Raw genomic sequence first — 15,157 nt, 5'->3', positions numbered from 1 at the left:
CCACAAACCAAGCAGGATCCCACACCTAATCATTTCTCTTCAAAAGGATGAACCACCGGCTTGAACCCGCCAAGCTCAACCAATTCCTTCTTCCCATTAACTGTGACTAGGAAGAAATCTTCCCGCTCCGCCCGTTCAATCTTTTCGACACTCCATCCTTTTTCGGAATAAAATTCTTCAATTTCCCTTCGTTCATACCTGGATACCTCATGTACTTTCGGTTTTTCCTGTGCAGATGTTGCGACAGGTACTGGCATCGATGTCTGTGATGTGGATGGTTCCCTTTGATTGAATATTCCTTGAAGAAGCTTAATGATTTCTGCAAAACCCAAAAACACAATCCCCCATACCACTCCATTAATGAACACGCCGAACCCCAACAGACCCTGTATATCCCCCCAGCCCCATGGGGCAAACATATCGTTCATCCCGTAATACAAACCCGAAATGATCCCGATCGCGATGCTGGCCGCACCGACAATGGTGAGCGCGGAAGCCACCTTATTTTCTTTACTGGTCAAAGCGTTTCCTCCTCATCTTCATTTATGAGATTACTAGCTTCTGGTAACTTATTCTTCTTTGGAAGCCTATTTCCTTTTTTCCAAGTAAGCATGTTATGAATTCTCGTGAAAAAAATCAGGGCCTGCCCCCGGTATGAACGCTTAGCATACCGGGGACAGGCCCAAAAAACTTACCTCTTATCTATTCAAGAACTTCACACAAACCGGCTCAGGAACCTTGACGCCTGATTGCAGCAATTCAAGCTTGCCGGTTTCACTATCCCTGCCGAACAACGCCATCGTGTTGGATTTCTGATTGGTCGCCACAAGGAAGTCACCAGTTGGATCCATTACAAAATCACGCGGCCAGTTGCCTTCAGTAGACGTCCATTCAACAAATGTCAATTGGCCGGAGTCCTGATCTGCCTTGAAGACTGCGATGCTATTATGTCCGCGATTCCCCGCATAAACGAACCTTCCATCTGCAGAAACATGAATCGCACTGCCATCATTCGTTTCGCTGAAATCATCAGGAATCGTTGGAATATACTGCTGTTCTGAAAAACTTCCATCCTTCTCATCATAATCCAGAACAAGCACTTCAGAGCTCAGCTCCGTCATGACATAAGCGAATTTTCCATTCGGATGAAACGCAATATGCCTCGGACCGCTTCCAGGTTTCGTTTCGAAAACTCCTGCCTCAGTTAACTTACCATCTTTAACGTCGTACGTGTAAACACGATCACTCCCCAAATCGACCGCGATCACATATTTCCTATCCGGGGTAAAACCTGCATAATGCATATGAGGCTTCTCCTGTCTTTCATGCGGCCCGGAGCCTGCATGCTCGATACTGGAAACCAGCGATTGCAGGGATCCATCTTTATTCGTTAAGTAGGATTCGATCATCGTTGTATGATAATTGGCAGTCACCAATGTGAGACTCTCATGATCCACGCTTACATGACAAGGGTTCGCGCCAGGAGTACTGTCGCTGTTCAATTTCGCCAGCTCTCCAGTTCCAGGATCGATTGAAAAAGCGGTGACTCCGCCGTTATCTCCCTCTTTTGACACAGCATAGAGATTCTTGTTATCTCCACTCACCGTCACATATGTAGGGTTGTCTACTTCAGCGGCAAGCTTTACATCCGTGATTTCCTTTTTGTCAGTATCAAGAGAGAACTGATAGACGCCTTTGCTTTCTTGTTTTGTGTATGTACCAACATACCCGATATATTTTGTCATTGTAAAACACTCCCTCTGAGCTTATTAAAAAATCCCTTCAAACATCTCAGTTGATTTCCGTGCAAGACTTCGCTTTCCGCGGGCGGCCGGTGAGCCTCCTCGTCGCTAAAGCTCCTGCGGGGTCTCACCTGTTCCGCTTTTCCCGCAGGAGTCTTCGTCTTGCACTCCAATCAACTGATGGATTCAACTCTATATTATTCTTTAATCAAAAACCCTCGATTACTCTTATACCACTATAACAAAAAAATCAGGCAGCATAAAAACAGCACACCTGATTTTCTATCCTTTTCAAAAACAACCGCAGCTTAGCGGGCGTTTTCAAACATCTGCTTCCCCTATTTCGGAATGACATCAATATATAAAAACCGATCCCGTCCGGTCCCAGGATCCGGCGTTACCCTTTCTTCCCCCAGCTCATATTCAATGGGAAAAGAAAAATTAGGACCGTCGAACACAAACGAATGAAACTCCCCATTTTCTCCGCAGATATCGCGGGTATCGACTGGATAGTCCTTAATGAACGACTCATCATAGACCCTTCCTGCGAAGGACCTGTGAATCTGATCCATGTCCACACAGGTGATGACGGTTTTAAATCCAAGGTCGATAAAATCCAGGCAGATTTCTCCTACGGGGCGGTTCCATAAGGGAAAGACCGGGGTTATTCCCGTCCCTGTCATCATGGTTCCCTGTATTCCCGGACATCCTTCAGGTGGATATCCCCGAATACGATATGAGTGACCCCGTCATTCCTCATATCGGAGACCGCCTTCTCCATCCGTTCCTGATACACTTCATTCGTGCATCCTTGCGGGATCCACACCTCTCTAAGCGGGATTCCCAACGACTCAGACTGCTGCTTGAGGAGCTCATATCTGACTCCGTGAATCGAAACCCGGCCGAATCCTTCTGTCAGCGTGACCAGCAAGGAATCCACTTCATATTCAGGATTTTGTTGTATTTTATATAATGCCAGGGTGGAATCCTTTCCACCGCTGAATCCGATCACTGTTTTCATGTTAACCTCCTGTGGTTGATAGATTTAAAACGAATCGAAACTCCTTTATTACACGAGTAAGCGGCAGTTCTTTGCTGAATTTATTGAAAGCTTCCTTACTTACTACGATTCTCTTAAAAATAGTGAAATCCTACTTAATAAGATCATTAATTTGTCTAATCTTCAAAAAAATTTTATCATTGCCCTGCAAATGTGAAGGCAACACAGATTAAGAGACTACTATTTTCCAGAATCCCTGATCACTTTAAAAGATAAGCTCGATAGTATAAAGGCAGCTACGGCGAGTATCGGTATCACGACAAAAATGCCAATCAGATCCGTTTTATAATTCCAGGGCACAAAAGCATCCCATAACGCAGCCGTAACCTTCCACAACAAAATGAAGATAAAAAGCGTTAAGGCAAAATAAATGATCTTTTCAAATAGTATTTTCATCATATTTGATCCCTTTCCCTACCAGCAATGCTGAATTGGTTCTTTAAACATGAGTTTAACATAAATTACCTATTCGTTTTACGTTATTGCTGATTTTCAGGAATCTGGCCTAATGCTAACCATCTTCATTGGAATCTACAAAGCAACATAGAATTCAGTATAAGAAAACAAGTTAGGGAACACTAAACCTGAGGTGTTCACGAATGAGTAAATCCATTATGTTGATCCTTGCAATCCTGACTTCATATTCTTGTAGTACAGCAATTGCAAAAGTGGAATATAAAAAGGTCGCAGAATCACCAAGTGAGAATATCAGCATGTATGCGAAAGAAATGAATGATTTATATTATGATTTCAAAATTGACATCAAAGGGACGACCTTTTCAAGACCCCATTGGACAAACGTTGCGAGCAGCCCTGCTTATGCTCCACAAATCATCTCCAAAGACATCAACAAAGATGACCAGAAAGAGTTGATTATCATTTTGAACAAAGGGTATGGTACTGGTGTTTTATTAGAGGATGTTCATGTTTTTCATGATCATTTCCGTGAGACTCTGGTCGATAATCCCGTTGCGGTCGTATTGAAAAATGTAAGGACTACATTATCACCTTTCAAAGCTGTCATCCAGATTGAAGATAAGACCTCAACAGTTGATATAAAACCTTTAGGAATTGATCCGGCTAACTTATTTAAGGATATAAGTTTTGGAAGCATTATCGCTTTTGAAGTAAGTGACAATACTTTGATCGCTAAAATTGCAGGCCAAATTTCACCAGCAGGTTTTATAGGCGAAATGGTTATTGTCTATGAATATCGTGATAACATGTATCAAGCAAAATCAATTGAATTTCAACCAACCTCATCAGTAAATAATGGAGGATAAGAAATGCGTTTAAAAAGACTGCTTTTACTATTTTTAATATCATTTATCACTTTAAACCTAATGCAGGACATGATTCACATTCCCCTACGTGTCCAGGCAAAAGAGATCAGATATAATCACAACAGCATCAAAATTGAAGAACTCGTAAAAAAGACCGACTTTAACATTCTCATCCCTGAACGATTACCTCAGGAGTATACATTGGAGATAAAAACGTATCCTGAAAGCATCCGATTACACTATATGAATAAAGAAGATACGGCTCTCTTGATTGGAATCGAACAAAGAAAAGCATCAAATACCCGGCCTGACTTTACGTTTCAAGATGCTGAAACACTGTTGATCAATGGAAATAAAGGATCCTTTAAGACCTTCGGTAACGCTCCGGGCGGTATGCTTTCCTGGGAGCAGGACGGAACTTTACTACAAATGGATAGTCACACTGCAACTAAACAAGAAATGATCGAAATGGCTCGGTCGATGAAAATTGCTGAATGAGATGTGTGACTTTTTTAGTTGGGGGCAGACCCCATTATTCGCTGGCAAGCAGCTGTTCACGGTAGGATCACAATGCCTTACTTACTGCGATGCTCTTAAAAAAGTAAAATCTCACTTATAAAAACCATTTATTTGTCTATTTTTTTTAAAAAAACTGATCAAAACACTACTTTCAACGAGCAGTATAGTCAAAACCACAGCACCTCCCACTCCCCTACACTCCTCTTTCCTGATAATTGTGCGAGATTCGGATTTATTGTGCCGGTTTTCCCATAATTGTGCCGAAATCAAATTTATTGTGCCTGTTGTCAAATTTCCTCTGCAATTGGTGTTAACAAAGCATGAACCCTATAAGATCCATCTGATATAATCAAAGTATCAAAACCCAAAAATTTCCGACAAGCCACTCATTTTTTTAGAAAGGGGTTCATACCATGATCATCCGCCAAAACCAAGACTCCTTCATCATGATCAAACAGCATGACCACGCCTATTTATCAGGTGAAATCGTCAAGCATTTCAACCCTGACCTTCTCAAGTCAGACCAACACTTCAAAGAGATGACCTACGCTGCCTATCAGCACGACCGCAGCTGGATCGGACTGGACGACACCCCGATCTGGAATGATCAAGATAACATCCCCTACACCTTTTCAGATTATCCGCTGCTTCCTAAAATGGCATTTTACAAAATCGGCCTGGATGAAATCGAGCAGGTGAGTCCATACTCGGCTCTCCTTTGCAGTCTCCATTTCTACTCATTCTTCACCAGATCGAAAAAGAATGAATGCATTGCGTTTATGAACGATGAAGCAAAACGACAAGCCAAACTAAAGAAAATCCTGCCCAGCGTTGATGAAGATCTCCTACAGCAGCATTTCCGGCTGCTCCAATTTTCTGATGACCTGTCATTATATTTGTGTTTGAATGAACCCGGTGCCTCTAAAGCCGAAGAGCACCCTTGGTTCAAGGAAGGATTCAAAAATACGGAGTTATTCGATGATCGTAAACAGAGGCTATATGGAAAATGGCTCAATACAGAGGAAATCAGGATAGAGAGGTTTCCTTTTAACCATGAATTCCCCTTAATATTGAAGTACAAAGAGATAGAGACGAGTGATGTTGAAGAAATGGGTATTGCGGCTGCCTATGAAACTAGTGAGTTGCGTGAGAGGATGTTTCTAGTGCGTAATTAGGGGAAATCGTACCGGTTAAGGGGATGTTTTTCCGAGAGGTGAAACTATAAAAACCGACCAGCACCAACTCTGACTGCCCCTCTCCCCTTAACCCGCTTCAACGTCGCTACAATTAGAAAACTTACAATCACCAATAACAGCCAAGAACTCACCTTCCCCAGGTGAACGAGACTCCAGGCATCAGTCTGATTTGGATATTCCCAGGCTCCAAAGAACGTAGCGATATTTTCGGCGATCCAGATAAAAAATCCGATAAGCACAAACGAAAGGGCGATCGGCATCCGGTAGCGCCTGCCCCCGACCTCGTACAAGACCCATGACTTCCAAAAAACGATGATGACCAGGGCGGACAGCCACCAGCGCATATCCATCCAAAAATGGTGGGTGAAGAAATTCAAATAAATCGCGGCTGCCAGAGCTACTACGACCCAAAACGGCGGCCACTTAACCAGCTCAACCTTCAATCTCCTCCATGCCTGACAAAGATAACTCGCTACACTTGCGTACATGAATCCGCTGTACAAAGGCACTCCGAAAACTTTCGAATACCCTTCGTCCGGATAAGACCACGACCCCATATGTACCTTGTATAGCTCAAGCGCGAGGCCGATTAGGTGGAACAAGGTGATGACCTTCAATTCATCCCGTGTTTCAAGCCCTGACCGCAGCATCCCCCATTGCATCAACAGACAGATGACGAGCAGCCAGTCATATCGCGGCAGAAAAGGGAGCGGGATCACCTGCGTCAAAGCCAAGGAGGCAAAAATGACGACAGGAAACAAACATGACAGGGCCTGTTCCCGGCCAAAACGGACAAGTTGTTTGAATGCTCTCATAATTTATGCCTCCTTGGAATGTATGTGCCTGTTTTACTGATGGTCCGCCTGCGTAATTAATGGATTTAATTGTAAAAACGAGAGATTATTGCCTGAAACTCATAGATTATGACGGAAAACTCATAGAATAATCCTTAAAACTCAAAGATTATCAGGGATAACTCATAAAATAATGCTCAAAGCTCATAGATTAACGATGGCGCCACCCTCAGTGACTCATTTCCATCAGCCTTCCGCCTCGCCATCATCACGATACTCCAAAATATCCCCAGGCTGACAGTCCAGCGCCTTACAAATCGCCTCCAACGTTGAAAATCGGATTGCTTTCGCCTTTCCATTTTTCAATATAGACAGGTTCGCCATCGTGATTCCGACCCTCTCCGAAAGTTCTGTCACGCTCATTTTCCTTTTCGCCAGCATCACGTCAATATTGATTATAATCGCCATTTCATTCACCTCAGACCGTTAAATCATTTTCTGATTTTATTTCGATGGCATTTTCCAATAACTTCTGCAGAACGGCGGCAAATACCGCAATCACCATACATCCGAAAATAATAACCATGCCAATCAGGATCATCCCCGGTGCATCGTCCACCTCTGCCATGAGATAGATGAGCGGCATAAAGACTACATAAAATGCGCCGATTGTGATGCCGCAGTTCCTGATATTCTTCAAAGACCTTACAGATAACTCCGAAAAAGCCTGGTTCCTGTCTATATAGCTTAAAAGCTTATATGTTTGGTACAAAGCAGCGAAAAACACAATCGCGGTTATATACAACCCGATTAAAAAGGGATATTGCAAATAATCCAGCGCCGGATTTAATTCTGCAAAAAATCCGGCGATCTCCGGCAGCACAAATAAACATAAAGCCAGAACCGGAAGTCCCATCAGAAAAACAGCAATCTTTAAAAAGAGTGTTTCCTGTTTCACACAAACCACCTCACAATTTATTGTCAATTTGAATGTACCATGAAATTTATTGTTTTACAATAAATTATTATTGATTTTAATTATATTTTTATTGCTAGATTATCTTTCTTTAAATTTCTTACCCATAATTTATTCAACCAATCCGCACGATTCGGCGTGGAATAAACATGCAGACATAGCGCATACTACCATATTGAAAGTATGGATGTTTTCTAATGGTCTAAAAAAGCAGAATGAGCGGGCGCACTTTCCACATCATACAAGCTTTACCTGTCATCGATTGTACGGTTGAAAACACCAAGTAAAGAACGAAATAAACGAAAAAGCCTAATCCAAAGGATGATCGTAATGAACATAGATCAATCTGCTGCCTTAGAGGTCAGAGTGTCAGCGATCCTTTCTGCCTTGGGAGACAGCGCGGATATTAAAACCCGGAAACTTCAGCTGGCTGGTGGAGACCGGACCGCCTGTCTTCTCTACATTGAAGGTATTGTCGATGCGTCGTCCATTCAGGAACAGATCATTGACCCGCTGCTTAATAAGCCGTTATCTGAGGATGAAGACCTATTCATCCCCTTCATTATCTATTCTGTACTCGAGATTGCGGACGTGGCCAAGACAACCGAGTTGGAAAAGGTCATCACTGATCTGCTTGATGGCCACACCATCATCCTGTTTGAAGGGATGAGTGACATCCTTTTAGCCGATACGGCCAAATGGCAGGAGAGGTCCCTGTCGAATCCAAAGGGCCAGCGGTCAGTCGAGGGGCCGGATATCGGTTTCACCGAGAGCCGCAGCGGGAACATCGGCTTACTCAGAAAATACATCAAGAATCCCTCTCTGTTCATTGAAACGGAGTCTTATGGAAAAGAGACCAGCACATCTGTGTCCCTGGTGTATTTAAATAATATGGTCGACAAGGACATACTCGATGAAATCAAACGGAAACTGGAACAGATCTCGCTTGATTCAGTCTGTGATTATCATGGTCACAATGGAGCTTATCATCGGCATCCTCCATGCCCCCTTCGCAAATACCTTTTACTTTCCTTTTGCAAAAGCAATGGAACTTGTTACGTATCTAGGCATTATAGAGCACCTGGAGATCTTCACCTACCTACTATTACTGGGAGGCGGATTCATGAAGGTAGCGATTTTCATCTATGCGGCCCAGGCCGTCCTGAACCAGCTGTTCAAATTGAAACAAAAAAGCTGGCATGTCTTCGTCTTGATGGCTGCCGTCTATCTGCTCTCCCTCCATCGAAGCGGAGACATCGCCGAGCACTTGCATGTAGGGCTGAAGCTCGTCCCATACTACCTTCATATCCCGATTCAGTTTGTCCTTCCATTTGTGTTGGGAGTAGTTGTCTTTTGGAGGACTCGTAAGAAAAGAGCCGCAGCCTAACACAAAGAAAAACGTGCAGGATGGTCTGCACGTTTTTTTCGTCAGCTCTTTAATAAGCCGGATTTAGAAAAATTAAATTTTTTTATAACCTAATTCAGAATGAATATCCCTCTCAGTCATGAGCAGTGCGTCTTCAAACGTTTTAATCCCCTGCCCAGCCCAGAGATGGTACAGTTTCTTTAAATCATTCCGATTATATACCTGACCGGAAAACTCCTGGTAAAAGTAAACCAGCAGTACATTCACAACTTCCACGGAAAGTAAATTCATACTTTTTATCGATTCAATCGAGATTTTTTCCAGACCTCGTAAATTTTTCTTGAAAATAAATTGTGTCATTTGGAAAGGATCTGCACTAAAGATTAACAGTTTTTCTTCTTCACTTAAGTTTCTTAAGTCCACATAAAGACCTCCTTCCCAAAGCATATTCCAATTATAGTGGTAAAAAGAGGCACTTACAAGCTTAAATATTCTTCTTTATAAGAAAGGCCCGTCCCTCGGCACTGTAAAGCGTTACAGCACCGAGGGACGGGCCTTCAGATGGGAAATGAAGTCACGCCCTCATTTTTTCCTCTTCCACCATAACATCAACATTACCTTCCGTTCGTTTCTCCAATTTGTATACAAGCACCCCGCCAATCAGCAGCGCAATGCCAACGAGTTTCTGCCAGGAAAGGGCTGTGGCTTCAAAACCGAACCAGCCGCCTGTATTGATGACGAACGCAATCAGGATCTGGGAAATGAGCGCGATCGAGATGGCATAGGCCGGACCGATCAGGGTGACGCCCCTCATCAGGAAGAACACGATTCCAACACCAAATACTCCGCTGAATAAAAAGATGGGGTTAATATTACCAAACTCAAAAAGACTTCGCTGTTCGATTCCATAAAAAACCGGTAGTGAACAGACAAGCCCCAGCCCGAGGACCAAACTCGTCGTCGCCCAAGGACCCGTCTTCTCACTTACCCGGGCATTGAATACATTTTGCAGGCTGATCAAGATACCTGCGATCACCGCTAAGATTACTCCAATCACCTGAGCACCTCCTTATTCATAGATGTTCCCTTTTGCAAGGGTACTGAGTTTTTTGAGATTTTTTATTTTAATCGAACCATTCACACGTTCGATGATGTCTTCAGCTGCCATTTTCTTTAAAACCCTGTTCAAGTGCCGGTAGCTTGTTCCGATCCATTCTGCCAGTTCCATCAGATTGGACGTACGCATTTCTTCATGAAAGACAGTCCCTTCCCCGACTTCGGAAATGGATAACAGATAACTCGCCAGCCGTACTTCGACCGGATACAGCATATGCATGCTCGTCGCATGTAATTCGGTATAAAACTTATGGGCCACCGTATCGAACAAAAAGCGGATGATCGCCGGATGCTCACTCTCAACCCTCGCCAAATCAGCGAAAGGCACGGCAAGGAACACCCCGTCCGTCACGGCTTCAACCGAATTGATGACCGCACTTCCCTTGGCATATTCCACGTCTCCAATCAAAGCGGGCGGACGCTTGAACCGGTTGATCAAGAGCTTTCCTTCAGGGGTATGCGTGAAGATCTTGATTTTCCCTTTCATAAGAAAATAGAGTTCGTCGAGCTCATCCCCTGTCGAAAACAAGACGTCCCCCTTTTCAAACTGGTAGACTTTGATATGTTTTCTAAAATGCGCTGGAAATAAATCTTCCAGCTCAGTTCCTCTTATATACTGTTCTGATTGGGCAGCTTGTTTTTCTTTCACCGTATTAATCTCCTTCTTCTACAATTGGAAAAGGACCACTCCGGCAAGCATCATAACAAGACCGACACCCTGCCTGAGCGTAACAGGGACCTTCCTTTCCCCGAACCAACCTTTCGATTCTATGGCAAAAGCCGTTCCGATCTGTGCGACAAGAAGGATGGCAATGGCCGATGCGGGTCCAATCATATGAATCGCTGTCAGTTCAGAAAAAACAACAACGACACCGAACGAACCACCGATCAAATAAAGGAATGGCACCTGCCTGAAGCTCTTCCCTTTTCCATCTCTTTCTTTCATATATATCGCCATCGCGATCGTAAAAGCAACGATATGAACGATGGACGTCGTATGCCACCCTCCGATGGCGTCGCTCATTCTTGCATTGAAAATGCCCTGCATGGTGATGCACAGTCCCCCAAGCAGCGCGAATATTGCACCCTTCATCTTACATCCTCCTATTCTGAAACTTATTAAATAGGAGAATCCATTTCTGCGAAAGGACATATGTCCTAAGCTTACTCAATGCCAGCCAAAATTTCAAAGGCCCGTCCCACGTCACGGTACAGCATTACCGCAGCGAGGGACGGGCCTTCAACATTTATATTTTCTTATCGACCTCTGACGTATCCACATCGTCCCCGAACCAGTCGCTCAATTTCGCCTTGGCTTTCGCTTTCACATCGTCATCGATGTACATGGCCACCTGCAATAAGGCGACACCCAGCGCACCAAGGTCATCCGTGAAGCCTACCCCTACTGCAAAATCAGGAATGAGGTCTGTCGGCAGAATGAAATAGCCAAGAGCCCCGATGATCACCATCTTTACTTTCTTGGGAACATCCGGCTTCTGTAAGACAAAGTAAAGGAGCAGCGCTGTGTAAACGACTGAGTGACCTGCTTTCACTCCGAACTTTTTCAGTTTGTTCCAAAACTTGCCCTCTGAATAGTGCTTATCCATCTCATTCAAATTATTTCCACCTCCAAATTGAGCATGCCTAGCTGCTCAACTCTATTACCTCCATTGTAGAAGGTTTGGAGTAAAGAAACAAATGATCGTGACCGTCAATCAATAAGCTGTGCGGCAATTCAATGTCCCGTACGCGAAATAGGACAGATTTTTCTAGTAAAACCTTTACAACATTTATATTTTGATTTAAAGATGGACAGCTGCTGATTGAAAAAATCAGCAGCTTCTGTATCACTTATTCTGATTTGTATTTCTTTGGTTCTTTAACTGGTTCTTTGCTTGGTTCTTTAACCGGCTCTTTCATTGGCTCTTTTGCTGGTTCCTTCACCGGTTCCTTGCTTGGCTCTTTCGCCGGCTCTTTCGCTGGTTCCTTTTTAGGTTCTTCTTTGATTTTACTTGGCGCCTCAAGTTCTTCTTTTGGCTCCTCTGCCTCACCCGGCTCTTCTTTTTCAATCTCTTGTTTTTCTTCTATTCCAGGGCCTTCTTCAGCTTCTTGTTCTTCGACTGCTCCCGGGCCTTCACCTGCTCCCGGACCTTCACCTGCTCCTGGACCTTCACCTGCCCCTGGACCTTCACCTGCTCCCGGGCCTTCACCTGCTCCTGGGTCTTCACCTGCTCCCGGACCTTCACCTGCTCCCGGACCTTCACCTGCTCCCGGGCCTTCACCTGCTCCCGGGCCTTCACCTGCTCCTGGACCTTCACCTGCTCCCGGGCCTTCACCTGCTCCCGGGCCTTCACCTGCTCCCGGGCCTTTACCTGCTCCTGGACCTTCACCTGCTCCTGGGCCTTCACCTGGCGATGGGAATTTCAAGTTTGCATAAGAATACGTGATTGATTGGAATGTTTTATTATCGACTGAACCAGTAACCGGCAGTCCATGTTTTTTTTGAAAATATTTCACACCTTGGACAGTCGTCTTGTCAAAATTTCCAGTGATCTTGCCTGAGTAGCTGCCGATCGATTTCAACATCCCTTGAATGACATAGACATCAGGCCCCTTGGCATCCTTGCCTACAGCACTAGTTACTGATGACATTGACACCATTAAAAAAGCTGCCAGTACAAACGCTCCGATCCCTTTTATCATTCTTCCACCTGCATTGCATCGTTTCATACAGTACACCTTCCTTTTAATAGTAAGTACAAACTTACTATCCCCAAACTTTCGCAACAGTTACGTAAACAATAAATGAAAGTCAGTAACACTATTTACCAATCATTTCATGGTAAATGAGGTAAATAATTTTCATCAAAATGGTTGAAGAACTTTCCATAACAAAAAAATAGCAGGCCTGATCCACCTAGAATCAGCCTGCCATTTCTAATAGTTTATGAACCCATCACAAATGAGTTTATCATTAATGACGATGGTGGTGCAGGGAAGATCCACGATTACCATCACACATCAGCGAATCTTCATGAGGATGATCACTGCTTTCCAGCTGGATGGTCACATGTCCAATCCCTTTATGCTCCAAATCATGTTCTATCTTCCTTAAAAGCTCCTGACTGTCATGTATCGTTACATCTCCATTTACTACTGCATGACAAGAAAGGGCGTTCTGTCCGCTGGTGATGCTCCACACGTGGAGATCATGAATTTTTTCAACACCCTCAACGCTTTCAATAGCAGCGATGACATCATCCAAGTCCACATTTTTGGGAGTGCCTTCCATCAATACATGGACCGCATCCTTCGTGACCCTCCATCCACTTATCAATACTAGCAGTGCCACGATTACACTCGCAACCGGATCTGCCCATCCCCAGTCGAAGAATAGAATCAATAATGCTGCCGTAATCGCCCCGACAGAGCCAAGCAGATCACCCAATACGTGAAGAAATGCCGCACGTAAATTCAGATTTTCTTCCGTATCACCGCGCATCAATATCCATGCAACAATGATATTCACCACCAAGCCGATCGATGCGATCACAAGCATCCCGGTCGATGCGACTTCAGGCGGTTCCATGAAGCGGTGATAGGCTTCGTAAAAAATATAAAGCGAAATCAGTACCAGAGTCACCCCGTTAAAGACAGCAGCCAATATCTCAAAACGTTTATACCCATACGTCTTACTATAGTCAGCCACTTTTTCACCCAATGTAAAGGCCAATAACCCGATCCCGAGTGACACCGAGTCACTCAGCATATGTCCTGCATCAGACAGTAAAGCGAGACTGTTCGTCAGAAATCCCCCGACTGCTTCAACGATCATATATCCGGTGATGATGATAAAACTTATCCATAATGCCTTTTTATTTGCGCCATGCGTATGGCCATGTCCGTGATCGTGTCCCAAGTTCATACCTCCCTGTTTTCCTATTCTCCTCATATACTATTCTAAATACATTATATATATGAATATGTAATCATATATTAATATTATATGAGTGTTGAAATTCAGTGTCAAACATTCCACTTCCCATTTAAAGTGAACCAAGAGACCTGTGCCCTTGGTTCACTTTAAATATTTCTTAATTAGTCCAAAAAATATCAAGTTCACCGACAATGCAAAACAATAAAAGACATAGGAGTAGAACGCGTTCCACTCTTTAAATTGAAACAAGTCAAAGAAATTCTCTGAAATCCATTCGAGCACAACAAGAATGAGGGCGTTAACTAAAACAAAAGCTGCTTTGCCCAGTTTATACTTCCGATAAAGATGGAAGAAAATGACGATCGGAACCGGGTAAACACATACTTGCAGAATAGTATCAAAGAGTTCCCCATGCGGATAATCCAGTGTGTCGTAAAAATCAAGCGGCGGCTCCGCAAAAATTCTATCCCCAACTGTTGCAAACCACACGTTAAAAACATACAAGGCTATGAGTTCAGTTCGAAGCAGGAGTGGTTCCAGACGATGTATCAAGAACAAAATACTCCAGCACAGTATGAGGATACCAATAACAAACATTTCATTTTTATCGAACGTTTTAGGAGTAAGAGGCTCTAAAACCTTTGCGATCTCAGTCAACGAAAACGAGCTCCTTTTTTAAGGTTAAGGCAAAACGAATCATGAAAACAAAAGACAGAAGAAGAATTCCACCTGTAATACATACGTCTATCACCGGATACCACTCAGAAGAATCCGATTTTAACATTCCTGTTTGCAAAAAGAGGTATTTTGATCCTACATCAATTCCAGTGAAGGCCCCTGCAATGATCAGTTTTATGTAAGTTGGCATCCCTGAACGAAAAAAATACAATACCCACATTAATAAAAGGGGGATAAACAAGCCATAATGAAGATAACTTTCTACCCTTGGAATTAACTCTTCCTTAACGGAAAGACGCTCAAATGCAGAAAAAATTTTAAAATTCAGATGTTGGCATAAAAAGGAATTGAATACACAAAGAATGATTACCTCAATCACTCTAAACCGTTTTACTACTGCTTTTAGAGAGTACAATAATAAAATTGAAGTAAAAACCGTGAACAAGACAATGACCATAAAAATGTTCATCCTTTTTTATTCTTAGACTAC

At 43.4% G+C, this 15,157-nt stretch carries 21 protein-coding genes and 1 pseudogene; 5 read left to right on the top strand and 17 right to left on the bottom strand.

All coding sequences use genetic code 11. The features are described from left to right. Positions 1-29: 29 nt before the first annotated feature. From ACXAFV_RS11295 to ACXAFV_RS11275, 5 genes are all read right to left on the bottom strand, one after another. The gene (locus tag ACXAFV_RS11295; protein ID WP_475126553.1) at positions 30-521 is read right to left on the bottom strand and encodes a hypothetical protein; all 492 of its coding nucleotides are present in this window, start codon (positions 519-521) and stop codon (positions 30-32) included. Positions 522-698: 177 nt separating this feature from the next. Continuing rightward, positions 699-1,745 (bottom strand): lactonase family protein, encoded by a 1,047-nt coding sequence (locus ACXAFV_RS11290; RefSeq protein ID WP_475126551.1) that lies wholly within the window; start codon positions 1,743-1,745, stop codon positions 699-701. Between the two features lie 335 nt (positions 1,746-2,080). Further along, positions 2,081-2,428 carry a Dph6-related ATP pyrophosphatase gene (locus tag ACXAFV_RS11285; protein ID WP_475126550.1) on the bottom strand — a complete coding sequence of 116 codons (348 nt, stop codon included), beginning with the start codon at positions 2,426-2,428 and terminating at the stop codon, positions 2,081-2,083. Beyond that, positions 2,425-2,763, bottom strand: a complete 339-nt coding sequence (locus ACXAFV_RS11280; RefSeq protein WP_475126548.1) for a Dph6-related ATP pyrophosphatase — start codon at positions 2,761-2,763, stop codon at positions 2,425-2,427. Before ACXAFV_RS11280 ends, ACXAFV_RS11285 begins: the two co-directional genes overlap by 4 nt. 219 nt (positions 2,764-2,982) lie before the next feature. Continuing rightward, complete coding sequence (locus tag ACXAFV_RS11275) at positions 2,983-3,201, bottom strand: hypothetical protein (RefSeq protein WP_475126547.1); 219 nt, start codon at positions 3,199-3,201, stop codon at positions 2,983-2,985. Between the two features lie 200 nt (positions 3,202-3,401). On the opposite strand from ACXAFV_RS11275, the gene ACXAFV_RS11270 reads away from it, so the two are divergent. The 3 genes from ACXAFV_RS11270 (at position 3,402) to ACXAFV_RS11260 (ending at position 5,779) form a co-directional block, all read left to right on the top strand. Continuing rightward, complete coding sequence (locus ACXAFV_RS11270; RefSeq protein ID WP_475126545.1) at positions 3,402-4,085, top strand: hypothetical protein; 684 nt, start codon at positions 3,402-3,404, stop codon at positions 4,083-4,085. 3 nt (positions 4,086-4,088) lie between these two features. After that, a complete protein-coding gene (locus ACXAFV_RS11265; RefSeq protein WP_475126544.1) occupies positions 4,089-4,583 on the top strand; it encodes a DUF4367 domain-containing protein in 495 nt (164 codons plus the stop codon). Positions 4,584-5,017: 434 nt separating this feature from the next. Continuing rightward, positions 5,018-5,779, top strand: a complete 762-nt coding sequence (locus ACXAFV_RS11260; protein WP_475126542.1) for a DUF3891 family protein — start codon at positions 5,018-5,020, stop codon at positions 5,777-5,779. 44 nt (positions 5,780-5,823) lie between these two features. Here ACXAFV_RS11260 and ACXAFV_RS11255 read toward each other — a convergent pair whose 3' ends face one another. From ACXAFV_RS11255 to ACXAFV_RS11245, 3 genes are all read right to left on the bottom strand, one after another. Continuing rightward, positions 5,824-6,615, bottom strand: coding sequence for a DUF817 domain-containing protein (locus ACXAFV_RS11255; protein WP_475126540.1), 792 nt, complete (start codon positions 6,613-6,615; stop codon positions 5,824-5,826). A gap of 225 nt (positions 6,616-6,840) precedes the next feature. Further along, positions 6,841-7,062 (bottom strand): helix-turn-helix domain-containing protein, encoded by a 222-nt coding sequence (locus ACXAFV_RS11250; RefSeq protein WP_475126538.1) that lies wholly within the window; start codon positions 7,060-7,062, stop codon positions 6,841-6,843. 10 nt (positions 7,063-7,072) lie between these two features. Beyond that, positions 7,073-7,510: a DUF2975 domain-containing protein gene (locus tag ACXAFV_RS11245; protein ID WP_475126931.1), complete on the bottom strand. Its 438-nt coding sequence runs from the start codon at positions 7,508-7,510 to the stop codon at positions 7,073-7,075. A 381-nt stretch (positions 7,511-7,891) separates the two neighbouring features. Here ACXAFV_RS11245 and ACXAFV_RS11240 point away from each other — a divergent pair. Both ACXAFV_RS11240 and ACXAFV_RS11235 read left to right on the top strand, forming a co-directional pair. Continuing rightward, positions 7,892-8,521, top strand: a pseudogene (locus tag ACXAFV_RS11240) (spore germination protein); the annotation flags it as partial. Further along, entirely contained in the window at positions 8,484-8,957 is a 474-nt protein-coding gene (locus ACXAFV_RS11235; protein ID WP_475126929.1) for a GerAB/ArcD/ProY family transporter, read from the top strand. The pseudogene ACXAFV_RS11240 and the gene ACXAFV_RS11235, both read left to right, overlap by 38 nt. A 72-nt stretch (positions 8,958-9,029) precedes the next feature. On the opposite strand, the gene ACXAFV_RS11230 is transcribed toward ACXAFV_RS11235, so the two are convergent. The 9 genes from ACXAFV_RS11230 to ACXAFV_RS11190 all read right to left on the bottom strand — a co-directional run bounded on the left by ACXAFV_RS11230 (position 9,030) and on the right by ACXAFV_RS11190 (position 15,124). Continuing rightward, positions 9,030-9,359, bottom strand: coding sequence for a hypothetical protein (locus ACXAFV_RS11230; RefSeq protein WP_475126536.1), 330 nt, complete (start codon positions 9,357-9,359; stop codon positions 9,030-9,032). 151 nt (positions 9,360-9,510) lie between these two features. Continuing rightward, positions 9,511-9,993: a DMT family transporter gene (locus ACXAFV_RS11225; protein ID WP_475126534.1), complete on the bottom strand. Its 483-nt coding sequence runs from the start codon at positions 9,991-9,993 to the stop codon at positions 9,511-9,513. Between the two features lie 12 nt (positions 9,994-10,005). Next, positions 10,006-10,701: a Crp/Fnr family transcriptional regulator gene (locus ACXAFV_RS11220; RefSeq protein WP_475126532.1), complete on the bottom strand. Its 696-nt coding sequence runs from the start codon at positions 10,699-10,701 to the stop codon at positions 10,006-10,008. 18 nt (positions 10,702-10,719) lie between these two features. Next, entirely contained in the window at positions 10,720-11,145 is a 426-nt protein-coding gene (locus tag ACXAFV_RS11215; RefSeq protein WP_475126531.1) for a DMT family transporter, read from the bottom strand. A gap of 154 nt (positions 11,146-11,299) precedes the next feature. Then, positions 11,300-11,659, bottom strand: a complete 360-nt coding sequence (locus ACXAFV_RS11210; protein ID WP_475126927.1) for a YkvA family protein — start codon at positions 11,657-11,659, stop codon at positions 11,300-11,302. 244 nt (positions 11,660-11,903) lie between these two features. Further along, the gene (locus ACXAFV_RS11205) at positions 11,904-12,782 is read right to left on the bottom strand and encodes a peptidoglycan-binding domain-containing protein (protein WP_475126529.1); all 879 of its coding nucleotides are present in this window, start codon (positions 12,780-12,782) and stop codon (positions 11,904-11,906) included. A 244-nt stretch (positions 12,783-13,026) separates the two neighbouring features. Then, on the bottom strand, positions 13,027-13,977 hold the full coding sequence (locus tag ACXAFV_RS11200; RefSeq protein WP_475126528.1) for a cation diffusion facilitator family transporter: 951 nt from the start codon (positions 13,975-13,977) through the stop codon (positions 13,027-13,029). A 153-nt stretch (positions 13,978-14,130) separates the two neighbouring features. Further along, entirely contained in the window at positions 14,131-14,646 is a 516-nt protein-coding gene (locus ACXAFV_RS11195) for a hypothetical protein (RefSeq protein ID WP_475126527.1), read from the bottom strand. Next, on the bottom strand, positions 14,639-15,124 hold the full coding sequence (locus ACXAFV_RS11190) for a hypothetical protein (protein ID WP_475126526.1): 486 nt from the start codon (positions 15,122-15,124) through the stop codon (positions 14,639-14,641). The genes ACXAFV_RS11195 and ACXAFV_RS11190 overlap by 8 nt, the downstream gene beginning before the upstream one ends. Positions 15,125-15,157: the final 33 nt, after the last annotated feature.

Source organism: Rossellomorea sp. ABR4_012, assembly GCF_056159545.1.
Note: the sequence above shows the minus strand (reverse complement) of the source record. Positions and strands in the feature narration are given on the sequence as shown.

Coding starts and splice junctions, on each gene's coding strand:
- ACXAFV_RS11210 (WP_475126927.1), bottom strand. CDS start 11,659: ATGGATAAGCACTATTCAGAGGGCAAGTTTTGGAACAAACTGAAAAAG.
- ACXAFV_RS11275 (WP_475126547.1), bottom strand. CDS start 3,201: ATGATGAAAATACTATTTGAAAAGATCATTTATTTTGCCTTAACGCTT.
- ACXAFV_RS11245 (WP_475126931.1), bottom strand. CDS start 7,510: ATGGGACTTCCGGTTCTGGCTTTATGTTTATTTGTGCTGCCGGAGATC.
- ACXAFV_RS11190 (WP_475126526.1), bottom strand. CDS start 15,124: ATGGTCATTGTCTTGTTCACGGTTTTTACTTCAATTTTATTATTGTAC.
- ACXAFV_RS11280 (WP_475126548.1), bottom strand. CDS start 2,763: ATGAAAACAGTGATCGGATTCAGCGGTGGAAAGGATTCCACCCTGGCA.
- ACXAFV_RS11235 (WP_475126929.1), top strand. CDS start 8,484: ATGAAATCAAACGGAAACTGGAACAGATCTCGCTTGATTCAGTCTGTG.
- ACXAFV_RS11215 (WP_475126531.1), bottom strand. CDS start 11,145: ATGAAGGGTGCAATATTCGCGCTGCTTGGGGGACTGTGCATCACCATG.
- ACXAFV_RS11270 (WP_475126545.1), top strand. CDS start 3,402: ATGAGTAAATCCATTATGTTGATCCTTGCAATCCTGACTTCATATTCT.
- ACXAFV_RS11265 (WP_475126544.1), top strand. CDS start 4,089: ATGCGTTTAAAAAGACTGCTTTTACTATTTTTAATATCATTTATCACT.
- ACXAFV_RS11255 (WP_475126540.1), bottom strand. CDS start 6,615: ATGAGAGCATTCAAACAACTTGTCCGTTTTGGCCGGGAACAGGCCCTG.
- ACXAFV_RS11200 (WP_475126528.1), bottom strand. CDS start 13,977: ATGAACTTGGGACACGATCACGGACATGGCCATACGCATGGCGCAAAT.
- ACXAFV_RS11250 (WP_475126538.1), bottom strand. CDS start 7,062: ATGGCGATTATAATCAATATTGACGTGATGCTGGCGAAAAGGAAAATG.
- ACXAFV_RS11260 (WP_475126542.1), top strand. CDS start 5,018: ATGATCATCCGCCAAAACCAAGACTCCTTCATCATGATCAAACAGCAT.
- ACXAFV_RS11205 (WP_475126529.1), bottom strand. CDS start 12,782: ATGAAACGATGCAATGCAGGTGGAAGAATGATAAAAGGGATCGGAGCG.
- ACXAFV_RS11285 (WP_475126550.1), bottom strand. CDS start 2,428: ATGATGACAGGGACGGGAATAACCCCGGTCTTTCCCTTATGGAACCGC.
- ACXAFV_RS11290 (WP_475126551.1), bottom strand. CDS start 1,745: ATGACAAAATATATCGGGTATGTTGGTACATACACAAAACAAGAAAGC.